We start from the raw sequence: 16501 nt of genomic DNA, 5'->3' as shown, positions 1-16501 counted from the left end.
GGTCGGCGGTGATGGCGAGGGCGGTCGGGGTGGGCGGGCCGGTGAGGGTGGCCTCCAGGGCCGCCAGGGTCAGCTTGTCGACGCGCAGGGCGCGGGCCAGTGGGTGCCGGGCGAGGGTGCGGACCAGGTCCTCCGCGCCCAGCAGCAGCCCGCACTGGGGGCCGCCGAGGAGCTTGTCGCCGCTCGCGGTGACGAGGGCGGCGCCCGCGCGGAGTTCGGTGCCGGCGTCGGGTTCCTCGGGCAGCGCCGGATGCGGGGCGAGCAGTCCGGAGCCGATGTCGACGACGACCGGGACGCCGAGACCGGTGAGTTCCGCGGTCCCGGCGGACCGTGTGAAGCCGGTGACGCGGAAGTTGGACGGATGCACCTTGAGCACGAAGCCGGTTTCCGGGCCGAGCGCGGCGGCGTAGTCGGCCGCGGTCGTGCGGTTGGTCGTGCCGACCTCACGGAGCCGGGCGCCGGTCGAGACGAGTAGGTCGGGCAGGCGGAAGCCGTCGCCGATCTCCACCATCTCGCCCCGGCTGACGACGATCTCCTTGCCGGCCGCGAGGGCGGTGGCGGCGAGCACGAGCGCGGCGGCGCCGTTGTTGACGACGTGCGCGGCCCCGGCGGACGGCACGCGCGTGTGCAGGGCGGCCAGGGCGGAGCGGCCGCGGCGGGCGCGTACCCCGGTCGGCAGATCCAGTTCGACGTCCGTGGGTCCGGCGGCCTCCTGGACGGACTGCCGGGCGGCGGCCGACAGCGGAGCCCGGCCGAGGTTGGTGTGCAGCAGCACCCCGGTGGCGTTGATCACGGGGCGCAGGCCGCTCGCAGTGGCGGGCAGCAGGGCGAGGGCCGTCGCGGGCACCTGCTCGGGCGGGATGCCGCCCTCCCGCGCCCGTTCCTGCGCCTCGCGTACGGCGGCCTTCACCACACCGGCACCGAGCCGCTCCAGCGCCGCCGACAGCCGGGGATCGCGCAGCAGGAGGTCGGTGCGCGGGATGCGGCGGCGGGCATCGGTGCCGTCGGGCGGCCCTACGGCGTGGTCCGCCGGCTGTTCGGACGTCCCGTCGCACGGTTCGGATGTCCCGTCGCGCCGTTTCACGTCAGCGGAGCGCGGCCGGGCCGCCCCGGTCCGCTGGTCCGCCGCGCTCGCCGTCCGCTGCTCCATGCCGCGCCTGTCCCTCCGGTCCGGCCCGGGCCCGTCCGGGCATCGCCCATCGTCCGTCCCCCAGTGCCCCCGACCGGCCGTTCGACACGCCGGGAGGGTGTTGGCGCCCGCCACCGCCCAGGTACTCGGCCCCGCATGAAGGACAAGGACCGCATGCACGACAACAGCCGTTCACACGGCGAGGACCGCGGCCGGCCGGGTGAGGGCGCGACGGCCGCCGAGCGGGCCGCACGCCGGCAGCGCGAGGCGGAGCGCGTGCCTCCGCCGAGCCGTTCGACTACCCGTACCCGGCCCGGTGCCACCGGTGCCGCGCACCCGCCGACGCCCACCCCCCGGGACGTCAGGTCGCGCAAGGGCTCCGCGGAGCCGGGCAGTGACGACGAGGGGCCGGTGAACCGGTCCGGCCGGTGAGGACCGTCATGGCGGTCCGGCGGGCCTGGGTGTGCCGGACTCACCGTCGGCGCCCTCGCCGTCCGGCTGTGCCCGCGGCGGCGGTGCTTCGCCCGCGGTGAGGTGTCCCAGGACCTCGACCAGTTCCTGGCAGGCCTTCTCCACCGAGCGCCGGGTGTTGCGCTGCTCGGTGATCAGGGCGGACAGCAGAAGCGCCGTCAGGGCCATCGTGCCGTTGAACGCCTGCAGCTTCGCCATGATCTCGATCCGGCCCAGCCCGGTGAAGGCCCCGGCACCGTCCGTCGCGGCGACCGCGGCCAGTACGGACGTCAGCAGCGCGCACAGCACACTGCCCACGAGCTGGAAACGCAGGGCGGCCCAGATGAGGAGCGGGTAGACGAGGAAGAGCGCACTGATCGAGCTGTAGACGGCCACCGGTACGAGACCGCAGGCGACGACGGCCAGCGCGGTCGCCTCCTTCCAGCGGGCCACGGGCGGCGGTCGGCGCGCCCGGTGCAGCAACAGCAGCAGCGGGGTGACGAGCAGCACTCCCATGGCGTCGCCCACCCACCAGGCCAGCCACACGGGCCAGAAGTTGTGCACGTCCAGCTTGCCCATGAGGACGAGGAGGCCGATGCCGACGCTCGCGCTGATCAGCATGGCGGTCAGCGCGCCCAGGAACACCAGGGCCACGCCGTCCCGCAACCGGCCGAGATCGGTGTGGAAGCGGGCCCGGCGCAGCAGGAGTGCCGCGCACACCGGCGCGAGGGTCTGCCCGGCGAGGGTGCCGAGCACGTCGATGCGGAAGGTGGTCACGGACATCACGGCGAAGAACGCACCGATCGTGATGCCGGGCCAGCAGCCCAGGCCGAAAATGAGCAGCGCGGCGACGGCGACGCCGGTCGGCGGCCAGATGGGGGTGACGACGGCGCCCTCGACGGTGAGTTCGCGCAGGAGTCCGAGCCGGGCCGCGCCGTAGTAGCCGGCCGCGACGGCCACCACCTGAACGGCGTAGCCGCCCGGTCGGCGCAGATCGTCGATACCCACCACAGCAGCAATCTCACACCGATGGCTCCGGCTCGGCGAGGCGAGAGTCGGTGCGGTCCGGCCCTCTGGCTGAATGACGCGGGGCTTCGCGTGACCGTCCGGGCCGGTGGGCGCCGGATCCGCGTCCGGCCCGTGGCCGGCCGCGCCGGTCACAGGTGGTTTCCGGGGCCGTCCAGGCCCACGACGAGCACGGCCGCGTCGTCCTCGTGGCCGACGCTCTCGGCGCCCTTGATCACGGCGGCGGCCAGGGCGTGAGCCTCCAGGCCGGCCAGGGCCGCGACGCCGGCGAGGCGGACCACCTGCTCGAGGCCGTCCTCGATGTTCAGCGAGGGTCCCTCCACCACGCCGTCGGTGAGCAGCACGAACAGGCCGCCCGTGGTGAGCCGGTGCCGGCTCACCGGGAACTCCATGCCCCTGTCGATGCCGAGCGGCGGCCCGCCCTCGTCGTCGACGACGCCGGACTTGCCGTCCGCCGTGGCCCACACGAACGGGATGTGGCCGGCCCGGGCGCTCTCCAGCACGCCGGTGGCCGGGTCGAGGCGCATGAAGATGCAGGTGGCGAACAGTTCGGTGCTCAGGGCCAGCAGCAGCTCGTTGGTGCGGGCCAGGAGTTCGCCCGGCTCGCCGGTCACGGAGGCGAGGGCGCGGAGCCCGGCGCGGACCTGGCCCATGAACGCGGCGGCCTCGATGTTGTGTCCCTGGACGTCGCCGATGGCCAGCCCGATCCGCCCGTCGGGCAGGGCGAACGCGTCGTACCAGTCGCCGCCCACGTTCAGGCCGAGGTTGGCCGGCGTGTAGCGGACGGCGAGGTGCAGGCCCGGTGCGGTGGGCAGGTCACGGGGCAGCATGCCGCGCTGCAGGGCGATGGCCAGTTCTACCTGGGTGCGCTGCAGCTCCGCGCGCTCCCGTGCCTGGGCGGTGAGCGAGCCGAGTCTGGCCAGCAGCTCGTCGCCTTCGTCCGTGGAGCGCTTGCGGGGCATGGATCACTTCCGGCGGGGCGGCGGTCGTGACGACCAGTCGCCTGAATTTTCGGCAAACGCCTAGATTTTACCTATACCGGATGATCTCGCCCCGTGGGCGTCCGTGGACCGGCCGCGGGTCAGCGCACCTCGGAGTCGATCCCGGTGACCACAGCGGGCCCCAGCGGTGCGCTCCGCTCGTCCAGTCCCGCGTCCTCGAGGGCGGAGCCCGCGAGCCGGCGCGCCTCCTGCTCGGCGTGCGGGCCGGTGTCCGCCTCGACGGTCAGCCGGAGGGTGAAGGTGTTGTCCTCGTTGACGCTGAGCACGTCCAGGCCCTCGGCGCTGCCCATCCGGGTGCCGTGCGGATCGGCGGGCCTGAGCGCCCTGGCCAGGCGCGTCCGGGTGTCCGTCCCGATGTCCGCGGTGAAGGTGCCGGGGACGGTGATCACGTAGGTCGTCATGATGGTCCTTTCCTCGGGCGTCCCCCCGCCTACCCCGATTCAGGACCTTCGCACAGTGCGGCGCCGCCCGGGTCCGTTCCCGGGCGGCGCCGTGAGGGGCGGTGGGCTCGGCGTCACGCAACGGTCGGGGCGGGGCCGAGCTGGTGGTGGATCACAGTGGGGAGTGGGCCACCACCGTCACGAAGGCGCCGAACAGCAGGGACATGGCGGTGAGGCCGCCGTAGACGACCACGGCGTGGGCCGGGCGGACCCGCCAGGTGCGGGTCAGTGCCCGGGCCATGGGGATCAGGAGCGGGAAGGCGGGCAGCAGGAAGCGCGGCTTGGAGGAGAAGGAACCGGAGCCGCCGACCACGAGCAGGACCAGGATCCCGGCGAAGACCACGAGGGCGAGAGGGGCGCGTTCCAGGCACAGCAGCGCGAACAGCAGCACGCCCGCCGCGACGATCACCAGGGCCGCCGGATAGACGGCACCGCCCCCGTGCAGCAGCAGGGCCTTCGTGAAGCGTGCCGAGCCGAGACCGAAGTCGAAGCGGGAGTCCCAGGCGCTCTGCACCTTGAAGTAGCCGCCGAGCAGGTCTCCCGTCTGGCTGCCCACCCAGAGCACGTAGCCGAGCCAGCCCAGCGGGGCCAGCACGGCACCGGCCCACACGCTCGCCGGGGCCCGGCCGCGCTGCCGCACGACCTCGTACGCGGCCGCGATGCAGACGGCCCCCGCGACCGCGAAACCGCTCGGCCGGGACAGGCCCGCCAGCGCGGCCAGTGCACCGGCCCACAGCCAGCGGCCCTTGAGCACGCAGTACAGGGACCAGACGGCGAGGGCCGCGAACAGCGACTCGGTGTAGGCGATGGTCAGTTCGACGGAGTGCGGCATCGCGGCCCACAGGGCGACCAGCGCGGTGGCGACCCCGCGGCCGTAGAGGTGGTGGCCGATGGCGTACACGCCGTACGCCGCCACGCCGGCGGCGATCCAGGAGATGAGCAGCGCGGCCTGGCCGGGGGTGACCGGCAGGACCGTGGTCAGCGCCCTGATCAGCCCCGGGTACAGCGGGAAGAACGCCCAGTCGCTCTGGACGGCGCCCTCCGGGGTGATCCAGATCTTGTGGCCGTAGCCCTGGGCGGCGATGTGCAGATACCAGCGGGAGTCCCAGGAGTGGGCGAGGCTCTTGACGAGGGGATGTCCTCTCACGGCGTTCGTGAGGATCACCAAGAGGATCCCGGCGAGCCGTACGGCCGCGAACAGGGCGAGGGCCGGGAGCGCCCCCTCGGGGATCCCGCGCCGGGCGATCCAGGGGAGCGTCGGGGGGCGAAGGGGTCGGGACGGGGCGGCCGACTCGGGCCGCGGTACTGAGGAGGTGCTCACTCTCTTGACCTTGGGCACGCCAGGTAAGACGGGCAATCCGCGACTCGGGTTTCTTACGGACTTCCACCCTGATTCAGGAATCGGTCAAGGAAACAGTGCAAATCCCTTACCCCGCCACCCCCGGAAGGAGCGGCTGAGAGGTGCGGTTAGCATATGAGCGCTCCCTAGCTCGAAAGATGGATCCGTGACTGTCAACGACGACTCGTTCACCAACTGGAAGATCCGCGAGGAGATCGCGGAGTCGATGATCCCGCTCATCGGGAAGCTGCACCGCGAGCGGGACGTGACCGTCCTGCTGCACAGCCGCTCCTTGGTGAACAAGTCGGTGGTCAGCATCCTCAAGACGCACCGCTTCGCCCGCCAGATCGCCGGCGCGGAGCTGTCGGTCACCGAGACCATGCCGTTCCTCGAGGCCCTGACCACCCTCGACCTCGGACCCTCCCAGATCGACCTCGGCATGCTCGCCACGAGGTACAAGGCCGACGAGCGTGGGCTGAGCGTGGCGGAGTTCACCGCCGAGGCCGTCGCCGGTGCCACGGGTGGCAACAAGATCGAGCGCCGTGAGCCGCGTGACGTCGTCCTGTACGGCTTCGGCCGCATCGGCCGGCTCGTGGCCCGTCTGCTGATCGAGAAGGCCGGCTCCGGCAACGGCCTGCGTCTGCGCGCCATCGTGGTGCGTGGCGGCGGCGCCCAGGACATCGTCAAGCGCGCCTCGCTGCTGCGCCGCGACTCCATCCACGGCCAGTTCCAGGGCACGATCACGGTCGACGAGGACAGCAGCACGATCGTCGCCAACGGCAACGAGATCAAGGTGATCTACGCCGACGATCCGTCGCACGTGGACTACACCGAGTACGGCATCCGGGACGCCATCCTCATCGACAACACCGGCAAGTGGCGCGACCGCGAGGGCCTGTCCAAGCACCTGCGCCCCGGCATCGAGAAGGTCGTGCTGACCGCGCCGGGCAAGGGCGACGTCCCGAACATCGTGCACGGCGTCAACCACGACACCGTCAAGCCGGACGAGCAGATCCTGTCCTGCGCCTCCTGCACCACCAACGCGATCGTCCCGCCGCTGAAGGCGATGGACGACGAGTACGGTGTGCTGCGCGGCCACGTGGAGACCGTCCACTCGTTCACCAACGACCAGAACCTGCTGGACAACTACCACAAGTCCGAGCGCCGTGGCCGCTCCGCGCCGCTCAACATGGTGATCACCGAGACCGGTGCCGCCTCCGCCGTGGCCAAGGCGCTGCCGGACCTCAAGGCGAAGATCAGCGGCAGCTCGATCCGCGTTCCGGTGCCGGACGTTTCTATCGCAATCCTCAACTTGCAGCTGGCCCGCGAGACCACCCGCGAGGAGGTCCACGACTACCTGCGCGAGGTGTCGCTGACCTCGCCGCTCAAGCGCCAGATCGACTTCATCACGGCGCCCGACGCGGTCTCCAGCGACTTCATCGGCTCGCGCCACGCCTCGATCGTGGACGCAGGCGCCCTGAAGGTCGACGGCGACAACGCGATCCTCTACCTCTGGTACGACAACGAGTTCGGCTACTCCTGCCAGGTGGTCCGGGTCGTCCAGCACGTGTCGGGCGTCGAGTACCCGACGTACCCGGCGACGGCGGTCTGATCCCTCGTCCCTTCGCCGATACGCGTACGGCCGCCGACCCGGGTTCCCGGTCGGCGGCCGTCCTGCTGGGGCGCGTGCGGTCAGGCCTTGACGGGCTTGGCGCAGGCGCCCGCGGCACACGCACTCAGCCACTGGTCGAAGTCGGCGTCGTAGCGGGTGCCGATGCCGTCGTGGTAGGCGGCGTATCCGCCGGCGTAGTCACCGACGCGGAAGCGGGCGAGCATGCGCTGGAGGTCGTCGGGGTGGTTCTCGGCCATGTAGCGCACGGCGAGGTAGCCCCACGGGTAGGTGCGGATCACGTCGCTGTTGTCGTAGGTGCTCTCGAACAGGGTGCTCAGCTTGTACGTGTGCTTGGCGGCCTCCTGGATCGCCTGGTCGTCGGCGAGGCCGCGGTAGCTGTAGGACACGTACTCGGCCAGGCCCTCGATCCACCAGATGTCCGGCACCGAGATCTGCTGGTCGAAGGCGCCCTTCATGTCGTCGCGGCCGTCGAGGAAGTGCGTGTACTCGTGGTTGAGGTTCCAGATCCGCGCCGTGAAACCGTCGTCCGTGGGCTTCTGGTACATGATCGACGTGACGTGGTTGGCCGGGGCGGACGGGTCGCCGTCGAGGGTCATGCCGCCGTTGTCGGTGCTGATGCCGTAGATCGGGCCGGCGTAGGTCTGGTAGTCGGATCGGCTGGCGAAGACCACGAGCTGGATGGTCGACACGTACTGGCCGGGTATCGCTCCGTCGGCCTTCACCACGCCGCGGAAGTAGGCGCTCTGGCCCAGGACGCTGGCGCAGGCCGCGTCGAGGTCGGCGGCGGTCAGCGACTGGGCGAGGACGGTGACGTTCGTGTCGCACTGGCGGCTGACCGGCAGGACGGCCTTGGTCAGCTTGGCGGGCAGGTCGCAGACGTCGTAGTAGGCGCAGCCGGTGCTGTCGTAGGCGTTCGCCTGGGTGGCCACGGCGACCCAGAGCCCGGCCGTGGGGCCGGTCATCGCGGTCTCGTCGAGCAGGTCCTTGGCCAACGGGCGGACGGTTTCCTGAAGTTCGGGGTGCTCGACGTAACGGGCAAGGTTCATCCCGGCGTTGGAGTCCAGGAACGCCCGGTCGGTGCCGAGCAGGTCGGTGTTGGCGAGTGCGAAGTCGTGCAGGGTGTCGATGATGCCGGGGTCGGCCTCGACGGACTTGACGTAGTCGGGGTTCCAGTTGCCGCGCCACAGCGGTGTGTAGACGTCGTTGACGGCCCTGATCATGCTGTCCACGGAGTCGTAGGTGCTGTCGTAGTCGTTCAGCAGCCGCTGGTAGACGGACAGATAGCGGCCCTGCTGGTCGGCGCTGTCGGTGAGGATGACGGTCTCGCCGAGGATGTCGCCGTTGACCGCGGTCACATCACGCGCGTGCGGCCGGGCGAAGAAGGCGTCCAGGCCGGCCGTGACGGCCGTGGTCAGGCGGGCGGTGTACGGGCCGACGTCCGCGGAGTGGTTGAACTGCACGTAGTAGCCGGCCCGCAGGAAGAGGACCAGCTGTTCCAGGCCGCCGGAGTTGTCGCCGCGGTACAGCTTGGCGGTGCGGGTCCAGGCGGCCGCGACGCTGAGCATCTGGGCCTGGCGGAAGACGTCGTGCGCGTCCGTACCGGTCACCGAGAAGAGGGTGTTGACGCAGTCCGTGGACGAGGCCTTCACGAAGGACACGAGAGCGGAGCCGCTACGGCTGCCGAAGTCGCCCGGCGTGCAGGAGTCCGCCTTGGCCGCCCTTCGGGCCGGCTGGGCCGAGAGGGGCTGCAGGGGCGGGAGCCGGTCCGGGCTGAGCCGCCGGGCCTGGCTCGCGGGACGCTCGGTGACGGGGGTGGTCGCACCGATCGGCGACGGCTGGGACACGTGCTGCCGGGGCGCGGTGGCAGCGCGCGTGTGGGGCTGCTGTGGTGCCGCCAGCGCCGGGGTGGACAGCAGGCCTGCCACGGTGACACAGACGACCGCGGCACCGGCCATGCGTGCGGCCGTACGGGGGCGGCTGTGGCCGGGCATGCGTCTGGGCAGCGCGAAGCGATAGCGCATCTGGATTCCTCCACGAAGGGATGCGCCTCTGTGGGGAGTTGAGGCGTGTGAGGCACTGTCTCAGCGGGCCACCCACCCCAACAATGCCGTGTGACATAGCACATGCCACTGCCCGCGCATAACATCGCGGTGTGCCTTTGACTTGCCGCTACGCCCCCGTGACGCTCCAGGTGCGCGAGGCCCAGGCGCGCAGGTGGGGTGCCTGGGCGACGAGGTCGCGGTAGGCGGCGGTGGCGGACTGGGACAGTGCCTCCACGGCCTCGCCGGTGACGGTGTCGGGCCGCCATGCCAGCACATAACGGCACCACAGCGGGGAACCGGCCAACGGCTTGACCACGACGTGCGGGATCGGCCGCAGCGTCGGCTGTACGAGGGACACCCCGAGGCCGTCGGCGATCATGCTCTGCAACTGGGTCTGGTCGCCGAGGAACTCGTGCACGGTGACCGGCGTGAACCCGGCCGCCGCACAGGCGTCGTAGAACACCCCGGGCCACCCGGCGCCGTCGTCCGGCGTCACGAACCACGCGTCCTCGGCCAGGTCGGCGAGCTGCACCTGGGCGCACTGCCGCAGGCGGTGGCGGGCGGGCAGGGCCACGAACGTCGGCTCGGTGACGATCCCGCGGTGCCTCACCGCGCCCGAGTGGCGCAGCTCCATGCCCGGATAGTCGGCGGCGATGGCCGCGTCCACCGCGCCCTCCTCCAGCAGCTCCACGATCCGCGAGGAGGCGTAGACGCTGGTGACGGCGAGGGACAGCTCCGGCAGCCGGGTGCGGACGCGGGAGACCGTGCCGGACAGCATGGGCGAGTTGGTCGCCGCCACGCGCAGGGTACGGCTTGCTCGCCCGGCGGCCGGGCGGTGGCCGATGGCGTCGGCGCGGGTCAGCACGTCACGGGCCTGGGCGACGACCTCGGCGCCGTAGCGGGTGGGCCGCACTCCGCTCGTGCCGCGCTCGAAGAGCGGCTCGCCGAGGTGGCGCTCGATGCGCCGCAGCTGGGTGCTCACGGCGGGCTGCGAGTAGCCGAGCTGTGCCGCGGCGCGCCCCACACTTCCCGCGTCGGCGATCGCGCACAGCACCCGCAGGTGCCGCAGCTCCAGCTCCATCGCTCCACTCCCCGTTTCCGTCCCGGAAGACACGTCCGCCCCTCCCGGTGAGACCCGTGCTCACCGCCACCGCCGGCCGTGGTCGCGACCGGCGGACCGAAGCGTCGCACTCAGCCGCGCCAAGGCACAAGTCGCAGGTCAGCCGACCTCACGGGCACGCCGCTGCCGAGCACGAGCGGGGCGCGACCCCTTTCCATTTGCCTAAAAGCTTTAGGAAGTTTCATAATCGCTTATGGCAGAGGGGAGAAACGTCATGGCACGCGCAGGGCTGACCACCGATCGACTCGTCCGTGCGGGCGCGGAACTCGCCGACGAGGTCGGCTTCGACCAGGTGACCGTGTCGGCGCTGGCCCGGCGGTTCGACGTGAAGGTCGCGAGTCTGTACTCGCACCTGAAGAACTCCCAGGATCTGAAGACGCGGATCGCGCTCCTCGCCCTGGAGGAGCTGGCCGACCGCGCCGCCGACGCGCTCGCCGGCCGGGCCGGCAAGGACGCCCTCGTCGCGTTCGCCGACGTGTACCGCGACTACGCCCGCGCACACCCCGGCCGCTATGCGGCGACCCGCCACCCGCTGGACCCCGAGGCGGCGGCCGCGAGCGCGGGCGGCCGGCACGCGCAGATGACCCGGGCGATCCTGCGCGGCTACGACCTCGCCGAGCCCGACCAGACCCATGCCGTCCGCCTCCTCGGCAGCGTCTTCCACGGCTACGTCAGCCTGGAGACGGCCGGCGGATTCAGCCACAGTGCCCCCGGCTCGCAGGAGTCCTGGACCCGGATCCTCGACGCTCTCGATTCCCTGCTGCGCAACTGGCCCACCCCCTGACCCATCGAAACGCAGGCCGACACCATGCACACCACCCCGCTCACCCCCGACCTCGTGCGCGGCGCCCTCGATCTGGAACGCACCGCCCACGGACTGCTGCCGCACCGGCTGCCGGCCCGCGCCCGCACGCAGTGCGCCGATCCTCAGCTGGCCATGGCGGAGTCCCAGCCCTCCGGTGTACGGCTGGTCTTCCGCACCCGCGCGACCACCGTCGAGCTGGACACCCTGCCCACCAAACGGGTCTACGCCGGCGCACCGCCGCGCCCGGACGGCGTGTACGACCTGCTCGTCGACGGGCGTGCGGCCGGCAGTGGCCGGGTCGCCGGCGGCAACACGCTCACCATCGACGTGACCACCGGTACGGCCGAGCACCGGCCGGGCCCGGTCGGCACCGTGCGCTTCTCCGGACTGCCCGGCACCGTCAAGGTCGTGGAGATCTGGCTGCCGCACAACGAGACGACCGAACTCGTCGCCCTGCGCACCGACGCGCCCGTGGAAGCCGTACCGCACCAGGGCCGCAAGGTGTGGCTGCACCACGGCAGTTCCATCAGCCACGGCTCGGACGCCGCGAGCCCGAGCACCACCTGGCCGGCGCTCGCCGCGTCCCGCGGCGGGACGGAGCTGATCAATCTGGGGCTGGGCGGCAGCGCCCTGCTCGACCCCTTCACCGCTCGCGCACTGCGCGACACGCCGGCCGACCTGATCAGCGTCAAGCTCGGCATCAACGTGGTCAACACCGATCTGATGCGGCTGCGCGCGTTCGGTCCCGCCGTCCATGGCTTCCTCGACACCATCCGTGACGGGCACCCCGACACGCCGTTGCTCGTCGTCTCGCCGATCCTGTGCCCCATCCATGAGGACACGCCGGGCCCCAGTCTCCCGGACTTCTCCGCGCTGAGCGAGGGCCGACTGCGGTTCCGGGCCGCCGGGGACCCTGCGGAGAAGGCGAGCGGGAAACTCACCCTGGGAGTCATCCGGGAGGAACTGGCCCGGATCGTGCGCGAGCGGTCGGCGCAGGACCCCCGGCTGCACTACCTCGACGGCCGGGAGCTGTACGGCGAGGCCGACTTCGGCGAGCTGCCGCTGCCCGACGACCTGCACCCGGACGCCGCCGCGCACCGCCGGATCGGCGAACGGTTCGCGGCGCTGGCGTTCGCGCCCGGTGGCCCCTTCGGGGACGGCGCCGCCTGACCCGTACGGGCCGGCTCACACCAGGTGGGCGAAGACCACGAGGTTGTCCTTGTAGTCCTTCGCATCGTGGTCGTAGTCCCCCGCGCAGGTGATCAGCCGGACCTCGGGGCGCTGGGCATCGGCGTAGACGCGCTTGCTGGGGAAGTCGTCCTTGGCGAAGGTCTCGGCGTCGTCCACGACGAATGCGGCGTCGCGTCCGTCGGCGCGCTCCACGGTGAAACGGTCGCCGCGGCGCAGTTCGCCGAGGTTGGCGAAGACGGCCGGGGAGGTGGTCGTGTCGACGTGTCCGGCGATGATCGCGGTGCCCTTCTCACCCGGCGAGACGCCCTTGGCGTACCAGCCGACGAGATTGGTGTCGCCCGCCGGCGGGGGCTGGAGCTGTCCCGAGGAGCCGATGGACAGGGTGGTGAAGGGGGCGTCCACGGAGATCTTCGGGATGAGCAGACGGGTCGGTGCGGACCTGGGCAGCTCCGTGTCGGCCTGTTCCGGTTCGGTCTTCTGCGGATCGGCCTGCTGCGGGTCGGCCTTCTGCGGATCGGTCTGCCGTGGATCCACCTGCTGCGGGTCGGTCTGCCGCGGGTCGGTCTGCTGCGGGTCGGTCTGGGTGGCGGCGCTCGCGCCCGCGGCACGCGACGCCGGCGGGGAGCCGTCCGAGGTGCGGTGGCCGCCGAACACGCTGACGGCGACGAGGACGATCGCCACGCCCCACAGCGTCAGCCGCCCGCCACGGCTGGAACTCCGCCCGTCCGCCTGCGGCTCCGCGGAGGTCGGGGAGGAGGGATCTGCTGCCATCGGACACCACCTCACTAGGGGAAAGCCAGCGGGTGCGGGCCGCCGACACGGTGGGCGCGTCGGCGGCGGCCGCAGCCTCTCGATGGGGTCGTTCGGTCAGGACGCCGGCTGGCCGGCCTTCTTGCGCCGCAGCATGTACATGCCGCCGGCGCCTACGGCCAGCACGGCCAGGCCGCCCGCAGTGACACCCGGAGTGGCGAGCGCGCCGCCGCCGGTGTGCATGCCACCGCGCGGCCTCTCGTGGCCGCCGTCCCGGCCCTCGTCCCGGCCGCCGTCCCGGCCCTCGTCCCGGCCGCCGTCCCGGCCCTCGTCCCGGCCGTTGTCGTCGCCACCCGAGCCCCAGTCGTCATGGCGCAGCGTGGCGAGCGCACCGCCACCGGTGTGCACACCGCCGTGCGGCCCCTCGTGTCCGCGGCCCTTTTCGTGGCCGCCCCGGCCCTGGTCGCGGTCGCCCCAGCCGCCGTGATCGTCGCCCCGGCCATGGCCCTCATCGCGGCCCTGGTCCTGGTCCCGGCCGTGACCCTCGTCGTCGCCCCGGTCGCCGCCGCCCTCACCCCGCACCGCGGACAGCGCTCCGCCACCCGTGTGGACTCCGCCGCGCGGCCCCTCGTGTCCGCGGCCCTTGCCGTGGTTGTCGCCGTGATCATTGTCGTGACCGCGACCCGAGTCGTCGTCGCGGCCCTGGTCGTTGTCGCGGCCCTGGTCGTTGTTTCCGCCGTGGTCCTCGTCGGACCCCTGGTCGTGGTCCTGGCTGTAGGCGGAGTCGTCGCGGCCTCCGTCGTCACCCGCGGAAGCGGCGAAGGCGGCACTGGGCGCGCCGAATGTCAGTGCGGCTGTGGCGGCCGCCGTGGCCAAAAGCATGCGGGCAGAACGCATAGCGATGTCCTTCCGCCGTGGCCGGGCAGCGGATCCCTCATCAGCTGGACAGACCCGGCCTCGACATGAACCACCGTCAGGGAGTGCGCAACCTCCCACCATCCGAGCCACCCAGCCGGGTCACCGCGCCACCCGTCTGCCCCAGCGATTACGCCACGCGGCGCCCCGTCCGGGCGAATCACCCGGCGCGTCGCGCCGCCCCCAGACGCTCGAGCGCCGCACGCCCCGCCCTCGCCCACCCCGGCTGCCCGCCGGGCAGACCCCGCTCGTAGGCCCTGCCGATCCCCAGCAGTGACAGGGCCCGCAGCACGGCCCAGCCCCGGGCGCGGCGAAGCGTCGCCTCGTCAGCCGTCCCGTACGACCGGAAGAACCACGGAACCGCCCCCGACGGCAACAGCAGCCACACGGCCGAGAGATCGGTCGCCGGATCACCCGCACAGACGTCCCCGAAATCGAGCACACCGGCGAGGCTGCCGTCCGCGCGACGACATTGGCCGGGTGGAGATCGCCGTGCAGCCAGACCGGTGCTCCGGTCCACTCGGGCGCCGCGAGTGCCTGCTGCCAGATGGAGCACACGTCGGACAGCTCCGCGTCGGTCAGCAGGTCCGCGACGGCCCCGAGCCGCTCCTCGAACTCGGCCGCACGGCCGGAGAGCAGTCCTCCGCGCACATCGTTGACCGGTGCCCCGGCGGGCGCGGCCCGGTGCAGCGCCGCGAGGAAGGCGGCGAGCCGGACGGCGGCATCGTCGCCGCGCGTGAGGACCGCCCTGTCGCCGGGTTCTCCCGGGACCCAGGTCACGACGGCCCACGGGCGCGGGAAGGCGGCCGAGGGCGCACCGGTGCGCACCGGTACCGGTACCGGCAGGGGCAGCCGTGGGGCGAGCACGGGCAGCCACCGCTGCTCCTTGCGCAGAAGGTCCGGGGCGCGGGGCGTGCGCGGCAGCCGTACCGCCAACTCGCCTCCCACCCGCCACAGTTGGTTGTCCCAGCCGCCCGGCACCCCACGCACCTCCAGGCCGGCGAGATCCGGGTGCTGTGCACGCAGCAGCGAGCGGACGAGGGAGTCGTCGATGTCCATGGCGTCCTTCCGGCGGGAGTCCTCGCAAACTAGCCGGTCACCCGAGTCCGGTGCTTCACCGAGGCCACACGGCTGCCCGTCGGCGGCGGGCGGGAAATCCGGCCGCCACCCCTTGTTATGACTGCCGTCATAACGCAGTCTGGTGCCGACAGCACGCGACAGGTCGCAGCGGTGGGAGGAAGCGGTGGCGGACGCGATGGCGCGGGCCCTGTGGGAGCGGTACGAACCGGTGCACGACCTCGTGTACTTCGCGCCCGAGGTACGCCGCACGGCGGACGCGCTCGGGATGCGCGGCTTCTGGATGGGGTACTTCGCGCTGCGCGCCGCACCGCTCGGCGCGGTCCCGCCGTCCGTCGTGACGAGCTGCTTCTACGTCTTCCACCCCGCCCGGGTGGCCCGGGCCCTGCCGGACGCCTGGACGTACGCGGCTCCCGCCGATGTGCTGGCGGCCCGCCACGACGCTCTCGACGCGGCCATGACCGGCCTGTTCGGGCCGGACACCGTCGGCTCGGCCGAGTTCGCCGAGGCCGCCGACCTCGCCTGGGAAGCGGCTGCGGTGGCGGACACCGCGGGCCGCGTACTCGCCGCTGCCAACCAGGCGCTGGAGCGCCCGGACCGCCCCACCGCGCGGCTGTGGCAGGGCCTGACGACCCTGCGCGAGCACCGGGGCGACGCGCATGTCGCGGTGCTGGTGGGTCAGGGACTCGGGCCGGTCGAGGCGATGGTGCTCAAGGCGGCCGCCGGCGAATCCGACGGGGCGTTCCTGCGGGAGACGCGCAGGTGGGAGCTGGCGGACTGGGATGCGGCCGGGGTAGGCCTGCGCGAGCGGGGTCTGCTCGATGCCGGCGGGGCGCTCACGCCGGCGGGAGCGGCCGTGCGCGCGGAGGTGGAGGCGCTGACGGACGCGGCGGCCGAACGACCGTGGACCACCCTCGGCACCGACCGCACCACGCGGCTGGCCGGCCTGCTGGATCCCCTGGCCCACATGGTCGAGTCCTCGGGCCTGCTGCCGCCGGGCAATCCGGTGGGTCTGACCCGGGGAACGTATCCACCCGTCCACTGACCGGCCCCCGGGCGGCCCGTCGGCGATCGCCCCGAGGACCGCACCCGCTCGCCCGCCGACCACCTCCCACCGAACCGGCCGGCACCGCCCCGTCCCGCAACCCGTCCGACCGGCGACCGCACCCCGGCCGACCCGTCGGGAGCTGCACCACGGAATCCCCCGACGACCGCTGACCACCGCCCGGCTCAGCCCGCCGGCGACAGCCCAGCCCACACCCCCACCCGGCCGACCACCACCCCCGGCCGACCCATCGGGAACACACCCGACGTCCCATCCCGACGACCGCTGACCACGCTCCAGCCAGGCCGTCAGCAACAGCCCGGCCCCAGAACCCAACCTGCCCACAACCGCACCCCGGCCGACCCATCGGGAGCTGCACCACGGAATCCCCCGACGACCGCTGACCACCGCCCGGCCCAGCCCGCCGGCGACAGCCCAGCCCACACCCCCACCCGGCCGACCACCACCCCCGGCCGACCCATCGGGAACCACGCCCGATGCCCCACCCCCGGCGACGCGCGCCCGCACCGCGGGGCGC

14 protein-coding genes and 1 pseudogene are annotated in these 16501 nt (G+C 72.6%); 5 read left to right on the top strand and 10 right to left on the bottom strand.

Translation table 11 applies throughout. From position 1 onward, the window contains the following. On the bottom strand, positions 1–1150 hold a 1150-nt coding region (gene selA / locus ABT288_RS45585), incomplete at its 3' end, for an L-seryl-tRNA(Sec) selenium transferase (protein ID WP_351621648.1). Between the two features lie 135 nt (positions 1151–1285). Between selA and ABT288_RS45580 the strand changes: the two genes are divergently transcribed. After that, on the top strand, positions 1286–1561 hold the full coding sequence (locus tag ABT288_RS45580; protein WP_351621646.1) for a hypothetical protein: 276 nt from the start codon (positions 1286–1288) through the stop codon (positions 1559–1561). A gap of 6 nt (positions 1562–1567) precedes the next feature. Here the strand turns inward: ABT288_RS45580 and ABT288_RS45575 are convergent, their stop codons facing one another. The 4 genes from ABT288_RS45575 to ABT288_RS45560 all read right to left on the bottom strand — a co-directional run bounded on the left by ABT288_RS45575 (position 1568) and on the right by ABT288_RS45560 (position 5367). Further along, entirely contained in the window at positions 1568–2590 is a 1023-nt protein-coding gene (locus ABT288_RS45575) for an MASE1 domain-containing protein (RefSeq protein WP_351621643.1), read from the bottom strand. A gap of 146 nt (positions 2591–2736) precedes the next feature. Further along, the gene (locus tag ABT288_RS45570; protein WP_351621640.1) at positions 2737–3567 is read right to left on the bottom strand and encodes a PP2C family protein-serine/threonine phosphatase; all 831 of its coding nucleotides are present in this window, start codon (positions 3565–3567) and stop codon (positions 2737–2739) included. A 119-nt stretch (positions 3568–3686) separates the two neighbouring features. Continuing rightward, positions 3687–4007 carry a hypothetical protein gene (locus ABT288_RS45565; protein ID WP_351621637.1) on the bottom strand — a complete coding sequence of 107 codons (321 nt, stop codon included), beginning with the start codon at positions 4005–4007 and terminating at the stop codon, positions 3687–3689. A gap of 151 nt (positions 4008–4158) precedes the next feature. Then, complete coding sequence (locus ABT288_RS45560; RefSeq protein WP_351621635.1) at positions 4159–5367, bottom strand: putative hexosyltransferase; 1209 nt, start codon at positions 5365–5367, stop codon at positions 4159–4161. 184 nt (positions 5368–5551) lie between these two features. Here ABT288_RS45560 and ABT288_RS45555 point away from each other — a divergent pair, with 184 nt between their 5' ends. Then, the gene (locus ABT288_RS45555; RefSeq protein WP_351621633.1) at positions 5552–6997 is read left to right on the top strand and encodes a glyceraldehyde-3-phosphate dehydrogenase; all 1446 of its coding nucleotides are present in this window, start codon (positions 5552–5554) and stop codon (positions 6995–6997) included. A gap of 80 nt (positions 6998–7077) precedes the next feature. On the opposite strand, the gene ABT288_RS45550 is transcribed toward ABT288_RS45555, so the two are convergent. After that, positions 7078–9039, bottom strand: coding sequence for a collagenase (locus ABT288_RS45550; RefSeq protein WP_351621631.1), 1962 nt, complete (start codon positions 9037–9039; stop codon positions 7078–7080). Positions 9040–9187: 148 nt separating this feature from the next. After that, complete coding sequence (locus ABT288_RS45545; protein ID WP_351621628.1) at positions 9188–10141, bottom strand: LysR family transcriptional regulator; 954 nt, start codon at positions 10139–10141, stop codon at positions 9188–9190. Between the two features lie 253 nt (positions 10142–10394). Here ABT288_RS45545 and ABT288_RS45540 point away from each other — a divergent pair, with 253 nt between their 5' ends. Both ABT288_RS45540 and ABT288_RS45535 read left to right on the top strand, forming a co-directional pair. Further along, positions 10395–10964: a TetR/AcrR family transcriptional regulator gene (locus ABT288_RS45540; protein WP_351621625.1), complete on the top strand. Its 570-nt coding sequence runs from the start codon at positions 10395–10397 to the stop codon at positions 10962–10964. Between the two features lie 24 nt (positions 10965–10988). Then, a complete protein-coding gene (locus ABT288_RS45535; protein ID WP_351621622.1) occupies positions 10989–12155 on the top strand; it encodes a GDSL-type esterase/lipase family protein in 1167 nt (388 codons plus the stop codon). A gap of 15 nt (positions 12156–12170) precedes the next feature. Here ABT288_RS45535 and ABT288_RS45530 read toward each other — a convergent pair whose 3' ends face one another. The 3 genes and pseudogenes from ABT288_RS45530 to ABT288_RS45520 all read right to left on the bottom strand — a co-directional run bounded on the left by ABT288_RS45530 (position 12171) and on the right by ABT288_RS45520 (position 14900). Next, on the bottom strand, positions 12171–12947 hold the full coding sequence (locus tag ABT288_RS45530; RefSeq protein ID WP_351621620.1) for a class F sortase: 777 nt from the start codon (positions 12945–12947) through the stop codon (positions 12171–12173). A gap of 96 nt (positions 12948–13043) precedes the next feature. Beyond that, positions 13044–13823, bottom strand: coding sequence for a hypothetical protein (locus tag ABT288_RS45525; protein ID WP_351621617.1), 780 nt, complete (start codon positions 13821–13823; stop codon positions 13044–13046). A 178-nt stretch (positions 13824–14001) separates the two neighbouring features. Then, positions 14002–14900, bottom strand: a pseudogene (locus tag ABT288_RS45520) (aminoglycoside phosphotransferase family protein). Positions 14901–15042: 142 nt separating this feature from the next. Here ABT288_RS45520 and ABT288_RS45515 point away from each other — a divergent pair. Further along, on the top strand, positions 15043–15963 hold the full coding sequence (locus ABT288_RS45515) for an SCO6745 family protein (protein WP_351621615.1): 921 nt from the start codon (positions 15043–15045) through the stop codon (positions 15961–15963). Positions 15964–16501: the final 538 nt, after the last annotated feature.

This window comes from Streptomyces sp. NPDC001093 (assembly GCF_040298985.1).
Classification (GTDB): domain Bacteria; phylum Actinomycetota; class Actinomycetes; order Streptomycetales; family Streptomycetaceae; genus Streptomyces.
The sequence above is the reverse complement of the archived record's forward strand: the minus strand, read 5'-3'. Positions and strand labels throughout refer to the sequence as shown.

Bases quoted from the DNA above. Each gene is read 5' to 3' on its own strand.
- ABT288_RS45580 (WP_351621646.1), top strand. From the start codon at position 1,286: ATGAAGGACAAGGACCGCATGCACGACAACAGCCGTTCACACGGCGAG.
- ABT288_RS45570 (WP_351621640.1), bottom strand. From the start codon at position 3,567: ATGCCCCGCAAGCGCTCCACGGACGAAGGCGACGAGCTGCTGGCCAGA.
- ABT288_RS45565 (WP_351621637.1), bottom strand. From the start codon at position 4,007: ATGACGACCTACGTGATCACCGTCCCCGGCACCTTCACCGCGGACATC.
- ABT288_RS45550 (WP_351621631.1), bottom strand. From the start codon at position 9,039: ATGCGCTATCGCTTCGCGCTGCCCAGACGCATGCCCGGCCACAGCCGC.
- ABT288_RS45545 (WP_351621628.1), bottom strand. From the start codon at position 10,141: ATGGAGCTGGAGCTGCGGCACCTGCGGGTGCTGTGCGCGATCGCCGAC.
- ABT288_RS45540 (WP_351621625.1), top strand. From the start codon at position 10,395: ATGGCACGCGCAGGGCTGACCACCGATCGACTCGTCCGTGCGGGCGCG.
- ABT288_RS45535 (WP_351621622.1), top strand. From the start codon at position 10,989: ATGCACACCACCCCGCTCACCCCCGACCTCGTGCGCGGCGCCCTCGAT.
- ABT288_RS45530 (WP_351621620.1), bottom strand. From the start codon at position 12,947: ATGGCAGCAGATCCCTCCTCCCCGACCTCCGCGGAGCCGCAGGCGGAC.
- ABT288_RS45525 (WP_351621617.1), bottom strand. From the start codon at position 13,823: ATGCGTTCTGCCCGCATGCTTTTGGCCACGGCGGCCGCCACAGCCGCA.